Source organism: Nioella sp., from assembly GCF_964229645.1.
Taxonomy (GTDB): domain Bacteria; phylum Pseudomonadota; class Alphaproteobacteria; order Rhodobacterales; family Rhodobacteraceae; genus Nioella.
On sequence record NZ_CAXREX010000327.1, the window covers coordinates 1 to 20932 of the forward strand.

Consider the following 20932-nt stretch of genomic DNA (forward strand, 5'->3'; position numbering starts at 1 on the left):
GATCTATGAACGGGTCCACGACATCGCGCTCGGCGCCGCCGAACAGGCCGCCACCCTGACCGAGATCAACTCGGCCGTGGCGCATCTCGACGTGGTGACCCAGAAGAATGCGGCGATGGTCGAGCAATCCACCAACGCGACCAAGGCCCTGTCCCGCGAGGCCAGGCGCCTCGCCGAACAGATGGCCGCCTTCAAGGTCGACGACCGGGAGCCGGGCCCCGCGCGAGACGCTCGCCCGCGGGATCACGCCAACACCGCGCCGGACGAACGACCCGAGCCGGTCCTCAGGATCGCGTGAGCCGCGCGGTTGAACGCGTGGAAACCCCGCACAAACTCATGTTAGCAGGGATCCTCAACAGCCATCGGTGTCATGAGGCCCCCGGGCAGGGGAGCGTTGACGCAACTGTTCTCGGGCCCGTGTTCCACCGCCAACACCCGGGTCATGCCGATCAGGCCCGCCTTTGCTGCGGCGGATCTCTTCACGTGGAATAGCGCCTTCAGGTGACGCTGGCATTTCTAATCCGTCGCCAGCGAATTTTTCTGAAGGAGTAGCCGCCAGCGTTGAGGCGCTTAACGGCGGTCAGGAAAAAAGGGCGCTATATTAAGGCCGTGGAAAATTTTAAGTCGAGTGAAAAAACCATCAATGTCTGAGAGGCTGGGAAGAGATATTCTTCGAACCAGAAAAAATTGTTTGCATGACATACCGGCGATTCTTCAAGGAATGGCTACACTAGGACAAGGCGTTTAATTGGCGCGCCTAACGGTTGCCGGTTATCTTTGCTGACGGACATGCTATCAACCGGGCGATCTTTATTGAGGGCAGCTGGCAGCATTATGGCAATTCCGCATTGGTGTGTGACAGCATTCATGCATTGATGCCAAATGATGATTGCCAGTGCCCCCCCGGCCTATCTCTACGGCCACTAGGACGAAAACCCGGTGGTCTCTTCGAATGCCAGGCCGCCGGCCTCCAGCGTCGCGATCACCTTTGCACGGCTGGCGCTTTCTCGGCTGCCATCCGGGTGAGGCGAGCACCAAGGAGGAACTTTTCTACGGCGTCGATGGCTTGCTTCAGTCGCCCGACTGCGGCGACCTCTACGCGGGCAGCCGAGCACGGCAAGGGCCGCATCCCGGCGGCGGACACCAGCGCCAACTTCCGCGCTTTTCCGACGCCAGAAGGCACCACGGCAACCTGTATGTAGACTGCTAGACGGTGGAGCCTTCTCAGTCACCTATAAACAGGAGGACCCGCGGATTTGAAGGGCTGGACAGACCGCGCTTCGCAAACGCACCAACAATGTCCGCGACAAGGCCGCCCAAGCGCCAGACGAGCTGCAGCTCCGTGGCTACCGCCCCTTCGACGGGCCCGATCCGCGCCCGATGCCCGATGGCCAGCCCCTCGCGATCGCCGACATCTTCGACGACCTGGTTGCAACCGTGGAAGATACCGGCATGGAACCCGATCTCGAAGAGATGCTCTGGGGCCAGGCCAACCTCTTCCACCGCGCCATGGCCCGGACCGCGCGGACGCTCGGCAAGAACGCGCATACGCCGCGCCGCCTCCAGCGCGAGCGGAATGGCTCCGGGTCGAAATCCGGCGCGTCGGTGCGCCTGACGACCGAAGGCCCGTCCCTCGTCGAACCGCGCGACTGCATCGACATGACGCGCGATCACGCCGCATCCGTTTTCTCAATACACGGAAACCACCTGGCGCCCCCGCTCCGGCTCGATGGTGATGTACGGTCTACGGCCGCGCGTGGCGCGTTCACTGGCAGACAGATGCCGGAGGGCAGGGTGTTCCATCGAGGCTGACCGGTCAGACAGGAAGATGCTTCGCCTTGCGGCCCATCCGGGGAAACTTCAGGCGGGCGTTGACAGAAAACATGCCGCGCCGCGCGATTTGGGCAGGGCGCGATCGGCTTTTGCAGCTATGGTCATGGTGTACCTTGGGAGGGAACAATATGCGCTTCAAGGGGCTGGACCTGAACCTCATTGTGGCGTTAGACGCGCTTCTTTCGACCCGAAGCGTTTCCCGCGCAGCAGAGATCACCTGCATCAGTCAGCCGGCCATGAGCGCTGCCTTGGCGCGACTGAGGGACTACTTCAACGATCCATTGCTCATCTTCAAACCGGGTAGCGCGATGCTGTCGCCGTTGGGTGAAAACCTGCGCGAACCGGTCGCAGAAGTTCTCGTCTACATCAGCGACAAACTGGTCTCGACAGGCAGTTTCGAGCCTGAGTCTTCGACCCGCGAATTTCGCATTCTGGCCGCCGACACCGTCATTCTAGGATTGTTGGCCGGAGGCCTGCGCAGGTTGGATCCCCTCGCGCCGAGCCTGCGCTTTTCGCTGTCGACGCCTTCAACGGGAATTCTTGAAAAGCTTGATAGCGGCCAGATAGACCTGCTGGTTGTCCCCGAGCAGGTCGCAACGCCCTCGCACCCTTCCGAACTGCTGGTCGAAGAACAGCACGCAGTCATTGCCTGCGCGAAATCCTTCGAGTCCGACACCCTGTCGGTAGAAGACTATTTCGCTGCCGACCATGTAGAAGTGTTCATCGGCCAGAAATCCTACCTTGCTTCGGTTCCCGGGGATACCAGCGAAAAGCGGCGCATAGCCGTCAAGGTTGATCAATTTGCGCTGGTTCCTTTCTTCATCAGCGACACACGGCGCTTGGCGACCGTTCCGGGTATGACCGCCGAGCTCTACTCGAACTCGAAGAACCTGAAATATTTCAAGCCTCCCTTTGCGATATCGCCGGTGCGACTGGTCATGCAGTGGCACTCGCGCTCGCAAGCCGATGCCGGGCTGACCTGGCTGCGCCGTGAGCTTCGCTCTGGCGTCGGAGTGGACCGCGCCCATAAACGACATCTATACCGGCTCTTAAATCAATCGATTTGATAGCAAATGACGCGCTCACTAGCCTCGCCAACGCCATAAAGGCAATGGGAGGATAAGATGGAAGACCCGATTTTCGAACTGTCCCGACGCGGCGCTATTGGGGCCCTCGGAGGTGCGATGGCCTTTGGCCTGGCGAACAAGACCGAGGCTCAAGCGGTCGCCGGAGACACCGCCACGGATGCGACCGAAATCGTCCTTCGCGGCGGCTATGTCCTTTCGATGGACAGGGATATCGGCGATCTCGAAATTGGCGACGTGCACATCCGCGACGGCATCATTGTCGACGTTGCCCCGGAGCTGACGGTCGCCGGCGCCGCCGTGATCGATGCGACCAACACCGTGATTATGCCGGGGTTTGTCGACACCCATTGGCATATGTGGAACAGCATCTGGCGCGGCTTGGGGAATGACGCCACCGAGTATTTCGGGCTCCACCGATTGGCGGCTCATTACACGCCCGAAGATCATTACATGGCTGTGCGTTATGCAGCACTCGAGGGGCTCAATAGCGGATTCACCACCTGCCATAACTGGGCGCATGGCGTGGATTCCGTCGAGGACGCGGAGGCGGAGCTTCGCGCGCTGGTCGATTCCGGCATTCGCGCCAAAATGGGTTACACTTGGAATCTGGGAGGGCAGCCGACCACGCGCGAGCAGTTGCAGGCAGCGCTCGACTGGATCGAGCAGAACGGACAGGGCCGTATCGGCCTGGGCATCATCCTCGATGGCGCCGGCGACGCCCTGGCCGAGCGGGTCGAGCTCGCGCGGTCCCTGAACCTTCGGCCCATCACCGACCACGGCGGCAGCCTGGCCCGGCCGGACCTGCTTGGCCCCGAGTTTCTGTTCACTCACGGGACCGGCATCACACCCGAACTGATTTCCCTGATCAACGACAAGACGCTGGGCGTGGCTCTGTGTCCCGGCACGGACCCGCTGATCGGAGCAGGGTTGCCCCCGATCAATGCCCTTTTGGACGGCGGTGTGCCTCTGGAGCAGATCAGCATGACCGTCGATGTGACCGCCCAAACGGCGGCAGACCCCTTTGCCATGATGCGGACCATCGTCAATTCGGGACGTATCCAGCGCGCAAATACCACAGACCTGATGCGCATCGTTCAGTCGGCCCCGGATTGGCCCCTGAGCTACCGAGAGGCGCTGGCCATCGGCACCAGCGGGGGCGCGAATGTCCTTGGTCTTGCAGACCAGATCGGTTCGCTCACTCCCGGCAAGCGAGCAGACGTGATCATGGTTCGGACCGATGCGCTCAACATGCTCCCGGCCCGAAATACCAACATGACGTTCCAGCTCGTCCAAACCGGCCTGCCATCCAACGTCGACACAGTGATCGTCGATGGCCGTGTGCGCAAGCAGGGTGGAAAGCTGACGGGTGTGGACATGGCCGCAATTGTCGCCGAAGCCGCGAGCGCCCAGATGGCAATCCGCGAGCGCGCGGGCCTGCCGGCAATCGACATTTCCCGGTAAAACATCGTCGATCGACTGTTGCAGGAAGCGAAGTCCCAGGGGGACGCCGAAGTGCCGGGCAAGACGCAGCCGGCACTGACCAAGGCGCTGCGGAAACCGGGCGGGACGGCATTGGGGGCTCCCGTGTCGTCCAGACTGAATTTCGCAAGCTGGAAAAGGACGTCGCCTAGATCATGGGCGACCGGGCGGGGAAACCGAGTATCTCGGTTCCCCGTTCTTCTTTGCTTCCGTTTGCCCTCTGCATCGGCGTTGATGCACGACGCCAGGCTTGCGGCCCAGCGATACCGGCGGCTCTGCGCGCCCAGTATGGGGAGGCGTAGGGACCGTCTTACCCATCCGTGCAGAGGCTCTGCCTCAGCCGGCGTTCAGAGCAGGGCCGTCGCTGTTGTGGCCCCCAAGATCGCGCGGGCGCCGTCCCCGTCTGCCAGCCTGCGCCCACGGTCTCGCGCAAGCGAGGCGACCATGGCGACGCGTTCAGCATTGTCGCGCGCCGGCTTGCCCTGTGCATCGACGATGGCGTTCTCGAACCCCACCCGCGCATGGCCCCCGTGGTCGATGGTCTTCGTCAAACAGGCCATTTCGCCGGTCCCGAACGCGCAGGTCATCCAGATCGCCTCGTCGGTGAGCTTCTCGGCCTTGAGCGCAGCATGAAGCGCTTCGTAATCCGAAAGGTCAGAATTCTGGGTGGCGGCATAGCGGCCCGCCACCACGATGACGCGCGGCGTGTCGCGCAGATGCAGCGCGCGTTCCCGGTAGAGGCTTGCGAACAGTGCAATCTCGTCGGGATCATAAAGGATGAACTGAATCGCCGTCCCGCGTTGCGAAGCGCCAGCGAGGAACCGATCCGCCACATCGCGGCCTTCGCGCATCATCTCCTTGATCGAGAACGACACGCAGGCCGGGTTCAGCGTCTCGACGCTTGCGATCTGTTCGGAGAGATCAAAGATGCCCGCCGCCTCGGTCGTCGTCTGCACGGCCATGCCGGGGGCGGCCGCCTCGACCGCCGCGATGGCCGCGCGGTAGCGGTCGGGATCGAGCGAATGCTTGTCTGCGTCGTCGCGCACATGCAGATGAACGGCCCCCGCGCCGGCGGCATGGCATGCCCGCGCCGTTTCGGCCAGATCGGCAGGCGAAATCGGCAGCGCGGGGTGATCCGCTTTGGTCCGTCGTGCGCCATTCGGCGCGACCATGATGCAAAGGTCAGTCATCGTGTTTTCTCTTGTGATATGGTCCTTGCGAGAGCCACTGGACGCTGGTTTTCTTGTGCCCTAAGCTCACAAAACCTGGTGGTGAGGACCGGGTTAAGGGAGGATTCATGAACGATATGGGCACGCCAGTGGTGCGGGCATCGGGCGCATCTTTCGAACGCCAGATGAACGGGCTTCTTCGCACGCGCTTTGACCTTCGGTCCGATGGCGCGCGCAGCTATGAAGGCGAGATCCGCAGGTCCTACGTATCGCCGCATGTGCGCCTTGCCGACATCAGTTTCACCCCGCATTCCACCCGTTTGAAAGCGGGCAAATCGTCGCGGCAGGGTCGCTCGTTCCTCGTGTCGCATCAGATCGAAGGCCACGCCTGTGTCCGGCAGGGCGGTCGCGAAGCCGTCATCAAGCCGAACCAGATCTTCTTTATCGACACGACGCTTCCCTTCGAGATCGATACCGACGACATCCGCACCCGGTCGATCTACCTCAACTCGCACTTTTGGCAGGAAGTCTTTCCGGAGCGTGAACTCTATACGGCCACTGCCCTCGATTGCGACCGGGGCCTGGGCTACACCTGCAAGACCATGATCGACGAGATGTTCGGTATGGAATGGGACATTCAGCACTGCGCGATGCAGCGGCTTGCCGGGTGCCTTGCTAACTTGCTGGCCGTTTCGATGGTCACGAACAATCCGTTGGAACGCAGGGGCCACGGATCGAACGAGCAGACGCTTCAACGAATTCACGAGGCGATCTTGCGCAACCTCGCGGACCCTGATCTCGACTGTGCGCGGATCGCGGAAGAGGTGGGACTGTCGGTGCGTCAGGTGCATGCGGTGTTTAGCGGTACCGGTTCCACGCTCATGCGCCACATTTGGAAACGGCGCCTGTCGCGGATCGCGTCCGATCTCGCCAATGTGAACCTGTCGCACAAGCCCGTGTCGACCATCGCGTTCGAATGGGGGTTCAACGAAGCCGCGCATTTCTCGCGTCAGTTCAAGGCCGCGTTTGGTATGCCCCCGGCGAAATACCGGGAGCATCATATGTTGAACGGCGGCCGGGTCGGTTCGCTGAACTGAACGTGACCCCCGCAGCATTAGGCTCACATATGGCTCGGAAGCCACAGCGCGAGGGCGGGGAAGAGGATGAGGGCAGCGACCTTGATCAGGTCGACGAGAACGAAGGGCGCGACACCTCGATAGATCGTCGTGATGTGCACATTCTTGGCAATGGAGGAGAGCATGAAGATGTTCATCCCGAAAGGTGGCGTGATCATCCCCATCTCGACGCAGATTACCGTGACCACGCCCCACCAGACCGGGTCGAACCCCATCTGTGTAACGAGCGGCAGAAAGATCGGCACCGTGATCACCATCATCGCGTAGCTGTCCATCACCATGCCGAGCACCAGGTAGACGAGGACGAGCAGGGCGACGACGCCGTAGGGACCGATGTCCATCCCGATGATCCAGCCCGAGAGCATAGCGGGCACCTGGGTAAAGGCGATGAGGAACGAGAACGTCACAGCCCCGAAGATCAACGTGTAGATGAGCGCGATGGTGGTGGTTGTCTCGGCCATCACCGCCCAGAGTTGGCCGCCGCCCAGACGCCCCCGGAAGAGCGCGAAGAGAAACGCGCCGACCGCGCCGACCGAGGCGGCTTCCGCATCCGTAACGATGCCGGTGTAGATGCTTCCGATCACCGCCCCGAAGAGGACGAAGGCGCCGATGCAGCCCTTGGCCGCCGCGAAAAGCGCGGTCGGGTCGATGGGCGATCCTTCCGGCGCGAGACCGGGGCGCAGCGTGAGCAGAACCTTGATCGCGACGAGATAGAGCGCGATGGCCAGCGCGGCGGGGATTATCGCCGCCACGAAAAGCTGGCCGATGGATTGCTCGGACAGGAGCGCGAACAGGATGAGTGCGGTCGAGGGGGGGACGAGGCTCCCCAGCGTGCCACCCGCCGCGACGCTGCCCGTCGCCAGTGCCTTGTCATAATTTCGGCTCTGCATCTCGGGCAGGGCGACCTTGCCAAAGGTGGCGGCGGTCGCGAGCGACGATCCGGTCAGCGCGCCGAAGCCTGCGCATCCAGCGATGGTCGCGTGAGCCAGCGCCCCGCGCATCGGGCGCATGAGTTCATTGGCGAAGCGGTAGATGTCTGCTGACAGTCCGGCGACCGAGGCGAAGCTGCCCATGAGCAGAAAGAGCGGCAGGACCGCCAGCGTTTCGCTGGTGAAGAACTTGCCCGCTTCGCTGCCTACGACGGTGCCCGCGGGACCCACGGCCAGCAGGATGGCGGTACCCAGAAAGCCGACGATGCCCATGCAGGCGGCGAGAGGTACGCCCAGAACCATGAGGCCCCACATCATCCCGAAGAACACGAGCGCCGCGACTCCCGCCTGCAGCGAGCGGAACCACTCGTAGCCGGGAAGAAGTGCGAGCGCGTCGAAACAGACCAGACCCGCGATGGCAAGGATCAGCAGCGACGGGACGAATTCGACTGGTCGCCACCACCCGCGATCGGTGCGCATGATCTCGATGCCCGCCTCGACCGCGTGGAGGATCTGGATCGGCAGGCACAAGAGGAGGAGGATAGCCATAGCGTAGTAGAAGGGTGCGATCTGCCAGCCAAGGATGATCGAGGCCTGATCGCGCTGGTCGTAGATGGCGGCAAGCTGGAAGACCTCGATCCCCACGAGCAGCAGGAACAGTGTCAGCAGCACCGTGCCCATCAGCGACAGCGCCCGCGCCGCATGGCCCGGCAGGCGCGCCGTAAGCAGGTCGAGCGAGATATGCACGGCCCGCGCAGCGCCCGAGGGCAGGCAGGCCGCGATGGCGACGCCGAGCGACAGGATCAGGATTTCGTTCAACCCCCGGATCGTCGTCGAAAAGAGCGACCGCAGGCCGACGTCGAAAAGGGTCAGGAACGCGATCAGCACGATCAGCACGACGCCGACGGCAGCGAGGTAGCGGGTGCCTTGTTCGGCTCCACGCGCGATGCGTTTCACGGCTGTCGTATCAGACATGATGTTGTGCCACGGTCGGCTCCCCCTGTGCGGCAGGCGTTTGATTGGTGAGTTGTCCACGGCCATCCTCCTCCCATGATGATGTCCGCCCTTCCGGGCCTTGTCAGGTCAGTTCGTCCAGGATCGCGGCGCAGGCCTCTGGATAATGCAGGAGAGGCAAATGCGCGGCCCCGTCGATCACGCGCAGGCGGGCATCGGGTATCGCGGCGGCCAGTGCCTCGGACGCGGCCTGCGGTGCGGCCTTGTCCTGCGACCCGAAGGCCACGATCGTGGGGGCGGTGATCCGGGCTGCCGCGTCCAGGCAATTGGCCTCAGCGAGCGCGTCGCAGGCGGCGGCATATCCTTGGTCCGACGCGCGGGCGAGCATACGGGCCAGCCCCTTGCCCGCCGGGGTCGCGCGGTCGTCCTCGGTCATCCAGAGACCCAGCACGCCACCCGCGATCGCGGCAAGGCCATCGGCCCGGATCTTGGCCGCGCGGTCGCGCCACATCTGCGGATCAAGGCTTTTGACATAGGTATCAAAGAGGGCCAGCCCCTTGACCCGTGTGCCGGCCTCCGCCGCGACGAGCTGCGCGACGACACCTCCCAGTGAACAGCCCGCCAGGGTGAAGTCGCCGACGCCATGCTGGTCGAGCACTGCCAGCACGTCGGCGGCCAGGGTTTCACAGGTCAGCGGCGTGTGGCTTTCCTCGCTCGACCCGTGGCCCCGGAACTCGGGACAGATGACCCGGTGCGTCGCGCTGAACCGCGCCACCTGCGCGTCCCAGAGCGCGGCTTCGGTGCCCAGCGAATGAAGCAGCACCAGCACCGGGGATTCGGGGTCGCCAGCGACGGTCGCGTGCAGGCAGTGATCGTTTACGGTCAGGAACATCGGATCCTCAATAGGGCTGGTTGAGTTCGGCAAGAGCCTCTTCCACGACCCGGATCTGGTCGATGGGTGACGAGCCCGCCTTTTCCAGACGGCCGAGCGTCAGGGACTTGTCCACGACAAAGGCGCAGCGGTCGAAACGCCGCTTCATGAAGGCGTCGAGCGCCTCCTCTGGCGTTGCCGTGGTAGCGGCACATTCGCCCAGCACGACGCCGTCCTCCATCGCCATGCCTGCCCCCGATGCAAGCTGCGGAGTCGTGGCATGGGCTGCGTCCCCGATCAGGACCACGCCGTCACGATACCACGGTGCGGGGCAAACCACGGTTTCGAGCGGACGCGCGACGATGTTGCTCTCGGGCGTTAGACCCTCTCGCACATCGGCCACGATGCCGCCGTAGCTTTCCATGAGCTTGGCCAACCGGGTCGACAGTTCGTCGTCGGGAATCCACTCGACGGTTTCGACGGGCTCCAGAAGGAACATATACATCTCATCGGGCGACACCGGGTTCATTCCGATCTTCATCGGACCACCAAGGAAATAAGTGCGCCGGTCTATGCCCGGATGGCGCGGCGCCATCAGTCGCCAGCAGACCTGACCCACATATTTCGGCCCGTCCACTTCGGGAAACAGCGCCTTGCGCGTCGCCGAGAAGATGCCGTCGGCGGCCACGACGAGGTCAAAGGTCGCTTCGGTGCCATCCGAAAAGCTGACCGTTTTCGGGCTGCCTTCCGACATGGCGGTCACGGTCAGACCGAGCGAAACATCGATCCCCGCGTCGCGCACGCGCTGGGCGAGCAGACGGTGCAGCGTCGGGCGCATGATGCCGCCCGCGCCGGGGATCCCCTCGCCACCGGAGGTGCGGCCTTCGATCTCGGCAAGCACGTTGCCCTCGGCATCACAAGCGCGGATGTCGTCCGAGGTCCAGCCAGCCTTGAGCACGTCTTCGAGAATGCCCAGACGCTTCATCACCCTGAGCGTGGGCCCGGTGATGGTGATCCCGGCCCCCGAGACGCCCCATTTGGCATCCCGGTCGATGAGCCGCACCCGCACCCCCGCTTCCTGCAGCGACAGAGCCGCCGACATGCCCGCGATCCCCCCGCCGATAATCAGCGCGGTTTCGAAAGCGGCTCCCATCAGGACACCTTGAACCGGCCGATGCCGATCCCCGTGTACCAGTCGTTGACCGCCTTGTAGTAGGTCCGCTCATAGCTCGCGCCGTTCGCTGCCCCCATCGCGGCCATCCACATGCGGATTTCTTCGCAACCATTCCCTGCCGTATGCACAAATTCGGTGGCGTATTGGATCGTCGCATCCACGTCGCCGCTTTCCATATGGGCAAGAAACGTCTGGTCGAATTCCTCGTTCACCATGCCCATCCGGGGCGTGGCGATGTCGTGGCTGATGCCGCCGGTGGCAAGGATCGCAACGCGGTCCACCCCGTCATATTCCGCAATCGCCCGGCCCAGAAACTTGCCCAGGTTATAGCTCCGCCGCATCGTCGGCATCGGCGGCTGCACGCAGTTGATCAGGACCGGCACGATGGGCAGGTCCGGATCGACCCCCGCCAGTTCGAGCGGCGTGAGCGACCCGTGGTCGAGCACCATCTCCATCGAGAAAGACGGATCGAACTCGGCTTCGAGCGCACTTTGCAAGAGGTAGGAGCCGAAGGCCTGATCGCCGGCGAACGTGCGCCGTTTGGCATGGAGCCAATGCTCGATCGGGCTTTCGTAGCTTTCCGCGCAGCCGATGCAATAGGCCGGAAAGTTGTCGAGAAAGAAGTTGTGCAGGTGGTCGTTCGACAGAACGATCAGCGCGTCGGGCTTGCCGGCCATGAAATCGTCGCCCATCGCCTTGTAGGCGGCGAAAATCTCGTCCTTCAGGGCGGCGGGAATATTGTCGGGGAAATTGAGCATGACGGGCGTGTGCGACGCCGTGTAGATCCCTGTGATCTCAGCCATCGTTGTAATCCTCGTGGTCCAGAAGACTGCGCAGCGCGGCGAGGCTTTCGGCCTCGGGAATCCTGACCCCGATGCAATGGGCGCGCAGCAGATAGGGGTTCACGCCCGACAGATACATGCCCGCGACGTCGTTCGACTTGATCGCATGGGCAAGGTCGTCGGGCAGACCGAACCGCGCCAGATAGGCGTCGGCGTCGGTGGTGTAGGCCTCCAGATGGTCCGGTTTGTGGTGCAGTTCATAAAGCACCTTGTCCATCAGATAGGCCCGGGTGCTGGGCATCATTTCCTGCCAGTTGGCCATGGGTTTCTCCCTTTGGGAAAGCGGATCAGGCGAGACGGGCCTTGAGCCAGTCGATGATCGTGTCGACGGTGCCGGGGCCGAACCCCATGTGCCCGCGACCGGGGAACAAGCGCACGGACTTCGGGTCGCCGTGTTCGGTGAGAAGCTCGATATCCGCGATGGGACATTGCGTGTCGTTCTTGCCGTTGATGAGCAGAAGCGGCGCAGAGGGCTGATCGAGAAGGCCCTGATCCAGAAGCGACAAAACCTTGAACCCCTGGATGTATTCTTCGTCGTTCGTGGCGCCGAGCATCCGCGAGCGGGTCTCGACCAGTTCCATGAGGTAGCTGTCGGGGTAGCGCGATTTTTCGATCCAGTCGGGCTGGAACATGTAATGCACGCCGCCGCCCCAGTTCACCGCCGCGCGGAACCGTTCCGGCATGAGGTGGGCAAGCTTGGTGGCCCAGTGGCCGCCGAAGGAACGCCCGACGATGGCGATGCGCTCCACGTCGAACTTGCCGCAGGTCTCGACCCAGTCGAAGACCGGCATGAATTGCCGCTCGCCGTCGGGCCCGGCCTTGATCGGCGATTGCCCGGTGCCGACGTTATCGAGCGCGACCGTGGCAAAGCCGCGTGCGGCGAGGCCTTCGGTCAATATGGTCATTTCCTCTTTCCACGCGTCGACACCGCCCCACATGACGATGACCGGCGGGTTGTCGATGCCCTCGGGCACGCGGACGTAAAAGGTGATTTCGTTGCCCTCTCCCGTGCGGCCGTCGAAGGGCACGGTCACGACCTCGATCGCGGGCGTGGCGTATTTGCCGAAGGCCTGATAGGCTGCGACCTCTTTCTCATAGCTCGTCAGCTTGTCGGGATGGTTGGGGCAGGGGAAGCGGCCAAGGAAGTAAAAGCCGTAAGCCTGATACCAGTTGTCGCGCGCGGTGTCGGTGTCGCCCTCGGCCTCGGCGGCCCTTGCCTTTTCGGCATAGGCATCGCCGCGACCGACCCAGGCGGCGGCCCAGGTTTCACCATCGAGCCCCTGGAGCGCTTCGATGACCGTCCGGGTCTGGTCGACATCGGTGAGCGCAAAGGGATGAACCCGCGCGTCGAGTTTTCCAAGCATCCACTCTTTCGCGTTCTCAAGCGATCTCGGGCCGGACATTTCCGCCATATCGGACTCCTCCATATTTCGGGTGACTTTGCCAAACCGGGTGCGGGGCTGTCTGGCATCTGGGCGCGACGGGAATTGTCCGCGAGTGCGCCCGTCTGAACGGGCTGCACGCGCGGACAAAGGAGGCCGCTCTTGGGATCAATTCGGGGTCGGTCCCGCGCCGGGCTTAGCCCCAGGGCGGGACGTGGACGACCAGCCCGTCATGTGCCTCGGAAAGCGCGACCTGACAGGACAGGCGCGAGGTCGCGGTGGGCTCGGTGTCGGAAAATTCGAGCATCGCCGTTTCGTCGGTCCCCGGCGGTCCGACCAGTGCGAAGCCCTCGTCCGTCAGCTTGCAATGGCAGGTGCCACAGGCCATCGACCCGCCGCATTCCCCGATGATGCCGGGGATACCCGCGCCGGTTGCGGTCTCCATCACGCTGGCACCGGGCCGCGCGTCGACGTCGAACCGTTGCCCGTCTGTGGTCACGAAGACGATTTTCATGCCGCCCCCGATCCGCCGAAGGGCAGCACGTCAAGCGTCAGCGGACCACGAAACGTGACGGTCGGCACCCAGGTCGGGCGAAAGCCTGGGGCCAGTTCCATGTCGGGAAAGGCCGCGAGGATCTCTTCCAGCATGATTGTCATTTCAAGCCGCGCGAGCGGCGCGCCCAGGCAGAAGTGCCGACCTTTGCCAAAGGCCACATGATCCCTCACGTTGGCCCGTCCGACATCGAAGGTCCGCGGGTCGTCAAAGACCGTGGGATCGTTGTTCGCGCCTGCGAGCGAAATGAGGATGTTCGCCCCCTCGGGAATGTCGATACCCCCGATGGTCACAGGCCGCGTCGTGCGCCGGCGCCAGTTCACCACCGACGACGAATGGCGCAGGCCCTCTTCCACCGCGTTGGGGATGAGCGCGGGATCGGCCTTGAGCCGTTCCCACTGCTCGCGGTCCGACAAGAGCGCATGGATCAGGTTGCCTGTCGCGTTGGTCGTCGTTTCATGTCCCGCGACCATGACACCGAAGACCAGCCCGACCACGTCGGTGATCGTCAGAACGGCATCATCACCGCCCCGCAGGTCGAGCAGCATCGAGGCGTAGTCATCACGCGGATTGTCTTGCCGATCCGCCACCAGCCGTTCGCAATATTTCCAGTAATCGAGCAGTTGGCGCCCGGCTTCCGCCAATTCCTCACCCTCGAGCGATCCAAAGGTCATGCCCAGCCGATGATCCGCCCAAACCTTGATCTGCCGGGGCGAGATGTCTTCGATCCCCAGGAGCAGGGCGAGCACCTTGGCCGGCACCTCATAGGTCAGCGCGGCCACCAGATCGACGCGTCCGGCCTCTCCCATCGCGGCGATATGCTCACGCACGATGGCGCGGATGCGGTCGCTGTAGGTGGCGTAGCGTTTCGCGTTCAGGAATTGCTGTGCCTTGGGCCGCAGGCGGCTGTGGATGTCGGCGTCGGAGTTCACCAGCGTCGGCTCAAATGAAAACCCGCCCTCGCGCAGCGCCGCCACGAAGTCGGGCGGAAACGGATGCACCGGGGCCAGAGTGATCGCCGCCGAGAAGCTATCGTGATCGGCGAGAACCGCGAGCACATCCTTGCGCCGCGTCACCACCCAGTAGCGGATCGATTCGCTGAAAAATACCGGCTCTTCCACCTGTGCCTTGGCGATGAAATCGTAAAACCCGTCATGCTCCAGCGGGCGGTAGGCTTGTCCCAGAGCCGACGCCGGGCAGCCCCTCTCGGGTTCCGTCCAGGTTGATGTCAAAGTGGTCATGTCGTTCTCCCTCATGCAGCCCGCCGTGCTTGCGACACGGTCGGGGGTGCGTCCTCGGAAGTCACGCTATGAGCCGGGCTTCATTAAGTCTTGTGGATTGCCGCGACCCGCTTGTCTCTGAGCGCGGTAGGCGCGGGGTGACATGCTGAACCTTTGCCGGAAGGTCGTACTCAAATGTGCCGAGTCACGAAAGCCGCGGGCTTCGGCGATGTCCGAAATCCGGCGCGCGGTGCCCGGTGTGGTGGCGTCCGCACAAAGGTCACGCGCCACGGCGTCAAGCCGTTCGTTCTTCAGCCAGCGCATCGGGCTGTGACCGGTTTCCGCGAAGAGCAGGTTCAGTTGCCGGACGCTGATTCCCGCGGCCCGCGCAAGGTCGTCCAGGCGCAGGTCCGGGTCGCCCATCCGATCCCGTGCCAGAGCCATCGCGGCGGCAAGCCGCGCGTCGGACGCCTCGGGTGGGGCGGCCAGGGGCAGCGCGTAGTTCAGAAACTGGCACAGACATTCGACAAGACGGTCCGTCCGATCAGCCCCGGCTTGCGCGGCTTCGAACACGTCACGGGCGATGTTCCCGGCTACCTCGCCCGCATGGTCGGCGGCTCGCAGGACACCCGCGCCGAAGCGTTCGAACGGTGGAAAATGCGCGCGTATCGCGTTGCGATCGACGAGAATGGCAAGCGTCGACATTCGCGTAGTTGCAATGCGAAACGGCTGGCCTGTGTCGATGAGATACATGTCCCCGGCGTCGGCCTGATCCTTGCGCCCGGCCTGTTCGAAGCGACAGGTGCCGTCGGTCAGGTGGGAGATGAGGACGGGAAAGCGCATGTTGCGTCCGCGTCCGGCAAGTTGTTCGGTGGTATGCGCGGCGAAGACGAGCTTCGCCAGATGTGCGGTGCGTGTGCGGGCGTGCCAATCGACCCGGTTCGAAATGGCGTCCGGGCGAACCGGTGTTTCTTTGCTGGTTATGCTGAACCACAGGCCGAAGGTTCCGTTGATTTCGGCCTGCCACGCTTTGCCAGCCCCCGGCGGGTCCGGTGCGGCCCGCGCGCTCATGAAGACGCGAGCCGCGATCCGGCGACATACGTTCGGGCAAAGCAGTCGCGCTCCTGCACCCGGGCCCACCAGCGTCCCACGCCGGGCAAATCGGCCCAGACACGGGCCAGGTCCAGGTCCTGCATCCGGTCGAAGGTCGGCACGACGCAGGCATCCGCGATGCCGAAGTCGCCAACGAGCCAATCCTCTGCCGCCAGCGTCGTCTCCATCCGCTCGCAGGTCATCCGCAACCTTTCGACCGCCTCGGCATGCCGCGCCTCGCTGATCCCGTCCTCCATCGATCGATAAAAACCCTTGCGTAATGTCCGCTTGTCGCTGTTTGCGCGACGCTGGTCCGGCGTCATCTTTTCCACGGGTTTCAGGAGAACCTTGGCGAAACTCGGGATGCGGACCGCGACCGTGGGCACCTCTTCGAAGAACCGCAGCCAAGCCCGTACGCGCGCCCTGTCGACCGGTGTGCGCCCCGACATGGGCACGTCGGGAAACACTTCGTCGATGTATTCCATGATGACGGAGCTGTCATGGATGACCGCCCCGTCATGCACCAGCGTCGGCACCACGCCGTTCGGGTTCAGAGCGAGGTAGTCGGGCGTCAGATGCTCCTGCTTCGCCAGATCGACGGGGCGATCGGAGAAAGGCAGCGCCTTTTCAAAAAGGCAGAGTTTGACCTTCTGCGTGCACGTCGATTTCGGATAGCCATAAAGTTCGATCATACGTCTGCACCTATTGCCGAACGGGGGCGGGAGGCCGCCCACGCCGCATGGCTTACTGCCTCGCGCTTTCGACCGCCGAGCGCATCGCGGCGACGGTATCCGCATCGCCCGGACCGGCGTCGATCCAAGCGGCTTCGATACCCTCAAGGGCTGCGCGCCACATGTCCACCTGCTCCCCTTCGATCTCGACGATCTCCTCGGCGGTGGTGGCCGCAAGGCCTTCGCCCGCCGCTGCCTGTTCGTTGAGGAAGGCCCCCATATGCGCGGCAAAGGCTTCGCCGCTCACCGACATCAGCGCCTCTCGCGCCTCTTCGGGCAGTGCGTCGAAGGCGGCCCGATTCATCACGGTAAAGCCTGTGTTCCCGCCCAGTGCGGCCTTGTAGTAGTAAGAGGTGACCTCCTGGAACCGGAACGCGGGAACGGCGGTAAAGGCGACGATGGCCCCGTCGATGGTTCCGCGGCTGATCGCCGGATACCAGTCCCCGATCCCCATCGCGACCGGCACGCCGCCCAGGGCTTCGAGCGCGGCATACATGGTCGGGTTCTGCGCCGACAGCTTCAGCCCGGTGAGCATCCCGTCATCGGGCAGGGGCTGCGACAGGATCACTGAGTTGTTGGGAAAGGCGAAGAGCCCGATGGTCACGAAATCGTCGTATTCGCCCGAGATCACGCCTTCGTCGAACAGGCTCTGCGTAGCAATCGACCCTTCCAGCGCGGTCTCATAGATAAAGGGCAGTTCCGCGACCGAACTCAGCGGAAAACGGTTCGGATAGTAGCCCTGAAAATCCCATGCGATGTCGATGACACCCGACTGCACTCTGTCCAGAAGCTGGCCATTGCGCCCCAGCGTGCCGCCCGCGACCACGTTGATCGTGACCTCGCCACCGGTGGCCTCGTTCACCATCTGGGCCCATTGCTCGAAGGCACGGTTGATCGGGGCTGGGGCAGGGGCGGCGGACGCGAAGGTTAGTGTGGTGTCCGCAGTTGCTTGCGTGACCATCAAATTGCCCAACAGCATAAGACAGGCGCCAAGTCCGAGCGTTTTGCGGTAATTTGTCATAGTGTCTCCTCCAAGACAGCAGGGCGACTCTCCGACTGGTGCCCAACTGAATTGGCATGTTAGCGACCGGGCCGAACGGGTGCTTGGACACAAGCGTGACCGAATTGCTCCTAAGCGCGCTTTCCGAGCTCAGGCTCGTGGGCGTGCGGAAATTTCTGCGCGGTTTCAGCTGATTTCACTGGTGCGGCGCCGCGATATCGATCGCGTGGTTCTCGTCGATGGGGAGTTTCTTGCGATCGAGGACCCTCTCCTCGATCACCTCGGCGGCGTTCAGAACGCCGTAGGGGCCACGGCCATCGACCGTGGCGATTGTGCCTGTGGCCAGCAGATGCACCCAATCGGCGACGGGGGCGTCGGGAAGCAGGGCGGCCTGCAGAAGGGTGATGGCGGGGGCGGTGTTCATATCCCCAGAATCGCCCGAAGCGCCGCGGCAAAACAGGCGCGACGGTTTGTGGGGATGGTGGAGAGGTCGTCCGGACAATGCGATAGACCTCCGTCAGGGTCCAGGGATCAGGCGACGGCGCGCACAAGCTCTTTCAGGTTTTGCCTGACTATCATTTTGTGCGCAGGTCCGACCGGTAGCATGTAGAGACGACCTAATGCGTTATGCATCTTCACGGAGGAGGTGATCGTCAGTTCGTGTCCCGATACCGAAATACAGGTCATGACATCGAGATGCCAATCGCGCGCGGTCAGGGTCAGGACCGTCTCAGACGCGTGTTCCACAAGAAAGAAATCGAGCATCTGACCGACCTGGACACGCTCCGGCACGGCCCCGGAAAATCCACCGATCCTCGAGGCGCCGAACACAGATGAGATCGCGTCCCGCAGCTTGAAGGCGAGGTTCATGATGGGCCTTGGCCGCGCCATGAGGATGCGCCAGGCATTGAGGGGCGATACAGGCCTGGGCAGCACTGCTGACTGTGTGTCGAAGAAATAGAGTTCCCGCACCGGCGCCAGAGTCTGAATATGCGTGCCCGGGATCGTGACGCTCGCCATGCTCATGAATCCTGCCCCCGTCGCTTACGCCAAGACCTTGTGCGCCTTCTCCGGGTCCTTGGCAACGAGGGCTGGACTGAGACCTTCATTGCGCTTGTCCGTGCGGTCGGCGTGGCGGACCAAACTGCTGTTCCCTAACTTCGTTGAATGTCCGCTCATGCTTCTGCCGCTTTCCGAGTCATGGCTTGCCAGCCGAGGAGCAAGGTTAGCCCGATGAAGATGGCTATGGAGTAGGAGGCCGCCCATGTGGCTGCGGTCACGAAACCCGCCGCGTCGTTGGTTGCGTTCTCCATGCCGCCGTCGCCAAGGAGGCTGAAGAATATCTGTCCCGCCACGGCGATACCCAAGGCGGCGCCGATCTGCTGGAATGCCTGCATAGCCCCTGAGCCTGCGCCTGCGTTCTCACTGGCGACATTCGACATCGTGACCTGGAACAGCGACATAATCGCGGTTCCCATGCCGACGCCACTGATCAGAAGCGGCGCGATGAATAGATAGGGGTTGAACTCAGACCCTGCTGCCTGGATCGCGAACACAAGGCAAACCATGCCAACCACCAGGAGCGCGGCCCCGCCTGCGATCCGCTCATAGAGGTGGCGGTCGCCAAATCTTTGCGTTGAGAGCGATGCCAGCATGACCCCCAGAGGGAAAGGCGTTGTCAGCAGCCCGCTTTGCAGGGCGGTCATGCCGAAGCCGGATTGCAGGAAAATCGCAAGAACGAGGAACAAACCGGGGATTCCGCTGAAGAACAGCGTGATCAGGCCGAGGCGCCTCAGATAGAGCGCATTGGCAAGCAAACCCGGCGGCATGAGCACCGAGCGACCCTTCGTCGCCCGAGCGCGTTGATGGATCGAAAACAAGAGAGCGGTGGGGACAACTGCGATCATCATCGCGAAAAGCCACCACGGCCATCCTAGGCTGCGGCCTTCGATCAGGGGCAGCACCAGCATCAGGACGGCAAGACCGAACAGCAGCGTTCCAATCCAGTCCGGGCGCGTCTTGCCGTCAACCTCGGTGTGCGGCAGCCAGAACCACGATCCGACCAAGGCGGCAAGGCCGAGCGGTATGTTGATCAGAAAGGCCGGACGCCATGTCAAACCGGCAAGATCCCCCGAGATCAAGGCACCGCCCACGATGGGCCCGGCGACAACGGCAAGGCTTGAGACCGTGCCGAACAGGCCAAAGGCGCGGGCTTTCTCTTCGGGCGGGAACGTTACATGGGCGATGGCCAGCACCTGCGGAACCATCATCGCTGCTGCGGCCCCCTGGATGACACGAGCAAGGATCAGGCTTTCGATATCGGGAGCAAGGCCACAGACGGTTGAAGCTGCGGTAAAGCCGACCAACCCCCACAGAAACATCCGCTGCCGTCCAATGACGTCGCCGAACCGCCCACAGGGCAGCAGCCCCACGGCCAAAGCCAGGATGTAGGCTTCGGCAACCCATTTCAGCTGCGTCGGCGTGGCGCCCGTATCGGCCTGTATTTGCGGCAAGGCCACGTTCACGATGCTGACGTCTATCAGGTTCATGAAGCTTGCAATATAAAGGACCGTCAGCGCCAGCCACCGGTTTGCGGGGCCTCGGCTATCTTCACTGGAATCTTCGAGAGGTTTCATGTAACGACAAATGTATCATAAGGGCGCAGGTGTCAATCTCATGTGCTGTCAAATGTTACGTAAATGAGCCGGAAGACGACGAATGCGCCAGGATCAACGATTGTCCCGTGTTCTCCATGCGCTCTTGCACTTGGCCGAAATGGACCACCCCGCCACATCCCAGCTGATCGCGCAGATGTTGCAGACCAACTCCGCCGTCGTGCGCCGAACCATGGCGGGGTTGCGAGAGGCGGGTATCGTAACCTCGGTCAAGGGCCATGGCGGCGGGTGGACGCTGCAACGGCCCCTGGATGACGTCACACTCCTCGATATCTATCGCGCTCTTGGCGAGCCGCTGCTCTTTGCCATCGGGATCGACAGCGAGCAGACCACTTGCGTTCTGGCGCGAGCGGCCAACGCGGCCACCAGTGCTGCCCTCCAGAAGGCGCAGTCTGAATTCGAGAAGTCGTTGGCCGGGACAACCGTCTCCCAGATAGGTCAAGTGCTTGAGAGCCGCCAAGGCGGACATTGACCGGACGCGCAGCATTCGGGAAATCGGGTGTAGCGCGGCACCAATTCTTGCAGGATTTGACAAGAAAAGTTGCAGCGGACGAGACCGAGCGGTTCCATCGGCGCGCCTGAAGGAATTCTTCTGTGCGTTATCAAGGGCTCACACGATACCGGCCGGAAATCGTAGCGTTGCCCCTCACAAAGCGCCCCGGTCGACGCCATATAGGAAGGGCATTCGTTTATTTTCGGACCTGTTCCTCTCGGCTCAGCTTTCGATCTGCGGCTTTGCCTGGCCGCTGCATTCTGCGGGCGGCACATATGAGAAGGAATATCACGATGGCCAAGGGCACCGTG

The 20932-nt window shown here is 63.0% G+C and carries 21 protein-coding genes and 1 pseudogene; 6 read left to right on the forward strand and 16 right to left on the reverse strand.

Annotation, left to right across the window (positions count from 1 at the left end):
- Window positions 1–298: pseudogene (locus ACEQXV_RS20535) on the forward strand (chemotaxis protein); the annotation flags it as partial.
- 41 nt (window positions 299–339) lie between these two features.
- Here ACEQXV_RS20535 and ACEQXV_RS20540 read toward each other — a convergent pair.
- Window positions 340–483, reverse strand: coding sequence for an SDR family oxidoreductase (locus ACEQXV_RS20540; RefSeq protein WP_370270725.1), 144 nt, complete (start codon window positions 481–483; stop codon window positions 340–342).
- Window positions 484–1380: 897 nt separating this feature from the next.
- On the opposite strand from ACEQXV_RS20540, the gene ACEQXV_RS20545 reads away from it, so the two are divergent.
- From ACEQXV_RS20545 to ACEQXV_RS20555, 3 genes are all read left to right on the forward strand, one after another.
- On the forward strand, window positions 1381–1812 hold the full coding sequence (locus ACEQXV_RS20545; protein WP_370270727.1) for a hypothetical protein: 432 nt from the start codon (window positions 1381–1383) through the stop codon (window positions 1810–1812).
- 149 nt (window positions 1813–1961) lie between these two features.
- Window positions 1962–2900: a LysR family transcriptional regulator gene (locus tag ACEQXV_RS20550; RefSeq protein WP_370270729.1), complete on the forward strand. Its 939-nt coding sequence runs from the start codon at window positions 1962–1964 to the stop codon at window positions 2898–2900.
- A gap of 57 nt (window positions 2901–2957) precedes the next feature.
- Window positions 2958–4382 carry an amidohydrolase family protein gene (locus tag ACEQXV_RS20555; protein WP_370270730.1) on the forward strand — a complete coding sequence of 475 codons (1425 nt, stop codon included), beginning with the start codon at window positions 2958–2960 and terminating at the stop codon, window positions 4380–4382.
- 365 nt (window positions 4383–4747) lie between these two features.
- On the opposite strand, the gene ACEQXV_RS20560 is transcribed toward ACEQXV_RS20555, so the two are convergent.
- Window positions 4748–5590 carry a 3-keto-5-aminohexanoate cleavage protein gene (locus ACEQXV_RS20560; protein WP_370270732.1) on the reverse strand — a complete coding sequence of 281 codons (843 nt, stop codon included), beginning with the start codon at window positions 5588–5590 and terminating at the stop codon, window positions 4748–4750.
- Window positions 5591–5697: 107 nt separating this feature from the next.
- Here ACEQXV_RS20560 and ACEQXV_RS20565 point away from each other — a divergent pair, with 107 nt between their 5' ends.
- A complete protein-coding gene (locus tag ACEQXV_RS20565) occupies window positions 5698–6666 on the forward strand; it encodes a helix-turn-helix domain-containing protein (RefSeq protein ID WP_370270734.1) in 969 nt (322 codons plus the stop codon).
- A 23-nt stretch (window positions 6667–6689) separates the two neighbouring features.
- Here the strand turns inward: ACEQXV_RS20565 and ACEQXV_RS20570 are convergent, their stop codons facing one another.
- The 14 genes from ACEQXV_RS20570 to ACEQXV_RS20635 form a co-directional block, all read right to left on the reverse strand.
- Entirely contained in the window at window positions 6690–8609 is a 1920-nt protein-coding gene (locus ACEQXV_RS20570) for a TRAP transporter large permease subunit (RefSeq protein WP_370270736.1), read from the reverse strand.
- Window positions 8610–8712: 103 nt separating this feature from the next.
- Window positions 8713–9480 (reverse strand): alpha/beta fold hydrolase, encoded by a 768-nt coding sequence (locus tag ACEQXV_RS20575; protein WP_370270738.1) that lies wholly within the window; start codon window positions 9478–9480, stop codon window positions 8713–8715.
- A gap of 7 nt (window positions 9481–9487) precedes the next feature.
- Window positions 9488–10612, reverse strand: a complete 1125-nt coding sequence (locus tag ACEQXV_RS20580) for an FAD-dependent oxidoreductase (RefSeq protein WP_370270740.1) — start codon at window positions 10610–10612, stop codon at window positions 9488–9490.
- Window positions 10612–11436 (reverse strand): 2,3-dihydroxyphenylpropionate 1,2-dioxygenase, encoded by an 825-nt coding sequence (locus tag ACEQXV_RS20585; RefSeq protein WP_370270742.1) that lies wholly within the window; start codon window positions 11434–11436, stop codon window positions 10612–10614. The genes ACEQXV_RS20580 and ACEQXV_RS20585 overlap by 1 nt, the downstream gene beginning before the upstream one ends.
- The gene (locus ACEQXV_RS20590; RefSeq protein WP_370270744.1) at window positions 11429–11737 is read right to left on the reverse strand and encodes a subunit of meta cleavage enzyme; all 309 of its coding nucleotides are present in this window, start codon (window positions 11735–11737) and stop codon (window positions 11429–11431) included. Before ACEQXV_RS20590 ends, ACEQXV_RS20585 begins: the two co-directional genes overlap by 8 nt.
- Window positions 11738–11762: 25 nt before the next feature.
- A complete protein-coding gene (locus ACEQXV_RS20595; RefSeq protein ID WP_372526314.1) occupies window positions 11763–12887 on the reverse strand; it encodes an alpha/beta hydrolase family protein in 1125 nt (374 codons plus the stop codon).
- A 166-nt stretch (window positions 12888–13053) separates the two neighbouring features.
- Window positions 13054–13371, reverse strand: a complete 318-nt coding sequence (locus tag ACEQXV_RS20600) for a 2Fe-2S iron-sulfur cluster-binding protein (protein WP_370270746.1) — start codon at window positions 13369–13371, stop codon at window positions 13054–13056.
- Complete coding sequence (locus tag ACEQXV_RS20605; protein WP_370270747.1) at window positions 13368–14651, reverse strand: cytochrome P450; 1284 nt, start codon at window positions 14649–14651, stop codon at window positions 13368–13370. The genes ACEQXV_RS20600 and ACEQXV_RS20605 overlap by 4 nt, the downstream gene beginning before the upstream one ends.
- 66 nt (window positions 14652–14717) lie before the next feature.
- The gene (locus tag ACEQXV_RS20610; protein WP_370270749.1) at window positions 14718–15701 is read right to left on the reverse strand and encodes a helix-turn-helix domain-containing protein; all 984 of its coding nucleotides are present in this window, start codon (window positions 15699–15701) and stop codon (window positions 14718–14720) included.
- Window positions 15698–16414 (reverse strand): glutathione S-transferase family protein, encoded by a 717-nt coding sequence (locus ACEQXV_RS20615; protein ID WP_370270750.1) that lies wholly within the window; start codon window positions 16412–16414, stop codon window positions 15698–15700. Before ACEQXV_RS20615 ends, ACEQXV_RS20610 begins: the two co-directional genes overlap by 4 nt.
- Window positions 16415–16466: 52 nt before the next feature.
- The gene (locus tag ACEQXV_RS20620; protein ID WP_370270752.1) at window positions 16467–17474 is read right to left on the reverse strand and encodes a TRAP transporter substrate-binding protein; all 1008 of its coding nucleotides are present in this window, start codon (window positions 17472–17474) and stop codon (window positions 16467–16469) included.
- A 175-nt stretch (window positions 17475–17649) separates the two neighbouring features.
- Window positions 17650–17877 carry a hypothetical protein gene (locus ACEQXV_RS20625; protein WP_370270753.1) on the reverse strand — a complete coding sequence of 76 codons (228 nt, stop codon included), beginning with the start codon at window positions 17875–17877 and terminating at the stop codon, window positions 17650–17652.
- 107 nt (window positions 17878–17984) lie between these two features.
- Window positions 17985–18473, reverse strand: coding sequence for a DUF2867 domain-containing protein (locus tag ACEQXV_RS20630; protein WP_370270754.1), 489 nt, complete (start codon window positions 18471–18473; stop codon window positions 17985–17987).
- A 155-nt stretch (window positions 18474–18628) separates the two neighbouring features.
- Complete coding sequence (locus ACEQXV_RS20635; protein ID WP_370270756.1) at window positions 18629–20089, reverse strand: MFS transporter; 1461 nt, start codon at window positions 20087–20089, stop codon at window positions 18629–18631.
- 100 nt (window positions 20090–20189) lie between these two features.
- On the opposite strand from ACEQXV_RS20635, the gene ACEQXV_RS20640 reads away from it, so the two are divergent.
- Window positions 20190–20600, forward strand: coding sequence for an Rrf2 family transcriptional regulator (locus ACEQXV_RS20640; RefSeq protein ID WP_370270757.1), 411 nt, complete (start codon window positions 20190–20192; stop codon window positions 20598–20600).
- Window positions 20601–20932: the final 332 nt, after the last annotated feature.

Bases quoted from the DNA above. Each gene is read 5' to 3' on its own strand.
- ACEQXV_RS20545 (WP_370270727.1), top strand. From the start codon at position 1,381: ATGCCCGATGGCCAGCCCCTCGCGATCGCCGACATCTTCGACGACCTG.
- ACEQXV_RS20550 (WP_370270729.1), top strand. From the start codon at position 1,962: ATGCGCTTCAAGGGGCTGGACCTGAACCTCATTGTGGCGTTAGACGCG.
- ACEQXV_RS20555 (WP_370270730.1), top strand. From the start codon at position 2,958: ATGGAAGACCCGATTTTCGAACTGTCCCGACGCGGCGCTATTGGGGCC.
- ACEQXV_RS20560 (WP_370270732.1), bottom strand. From the start codon at position 5,590: ATGACTGACCTTTGCATCATGGTCGCGCCGAATGGCGCACGACGGACC.
- ACEQXV_RS20565 (WP_370270734.1), top strand. From the start codon at position 5,698: ATGAACGATATGGGCACGCCAGTGGTGCGGGCATCGGGCGCATCTTTC.
- ACEQXV_RS20570 (WP_370270736.1), bottom strand. From the start codon at position 8,609: ATGTCTGATACGACAGCCGTGAAACGCATCGCGCGTGGAGCCGAACAA.
- ACEQXV_RS20575 (WP_370270738.1), bottom strand. From the start codon at position 9,480: ATGTTCCTGACCGTAAACGATCACTGCCTGCACGCGACCGTCGCTGGC.
- ACEQXV_RS20580 (WP_370270740.1), bottom strand. From the start codon at position 10,612: ATGGGAGCCGCTTTCGAAACCGCGCTGATTATCGGCGGGGGGATCGCG.
- ACEQXV_RS20585 (WP_370270742.1), bottom strand. From the start codon at position 11,436: ATGGCTGAGATCACAGGGATCTACACGGCGTCGCACACGCCCGTCATG.
- ACEQXV_RS20590 (WP_370270744.1), bottom strand. From the start codon at position 11,737: ATGGCCAACTGGCAGGAAATGATGCCCAGCACCCGGGCCTATCTGATG.
- ACEQXV_RS20595 (WP_372526314.1), bottom strand. From the start codon at position 12,887: ATGGCGGAAATGTCCGGCCCGAGATCGCTTGAGAACGCGAAAGAGTGG.
- ACEQXV_RS20600 (WP_370270746.1), bottom strand. From the start codon at position 13,371: ATGAAAATCGTCTTCGTGACCACAGACGGGCAACGGTTCGACGTCGAC.
- ACEQXV_RS20605 (WP_370270747.1), bottom strand. From the start codon at position 14,651: ATGACCACTTTGACATCAACCTGGACGGAACCCGAGAGGGGCTGCCCG.
- ACEQXV_RS20610 (WP_370270749.1), bottom strand. From the start codon at position 15,701: ATGAGCGCGCGGGCCGCACCGGACCCGCCGGGGGCTGGCAAAGCGTGG.
- ACEQXV_RS20615 (WP_370270750.1), bottom strand. From the start codon at position 16,414: ATGATCGAACTTTATGGCTATCCGAAATCGACGTGCACGCAGAAGGTC.
- ACEQXV_RS20620 (WP_370270752.1), bottom strand. From the start codon at position 17,474: ATGACAAATTACCGCAAAACGCTCGGACTTGGCGCCTGTCTTATGCTG.
- ACEQXV_RS20625 (WP_370270753.1), bottom strand. From the start codon at position 17,877: ATGAACACCGCCCCCGCCATCACCCTTCTGCAGGCCGCCCTGCTTCCC.
- ACEQXV_RS20630 (WP_370270754.1), bottom strand. From the start codon at position 18,473: ATGGCGAGCGTCACGATCCCGGGCACGCATATTCAGACTCTGGCGCCG.
- ACEQXV_RS20635 (WP_370270756.1), bottom strand. From the start codon at position 20,089: ATGAAACCTCTCGAAGATTCCAGTGAAGATAGCCGAGGCCCCGCAAAC.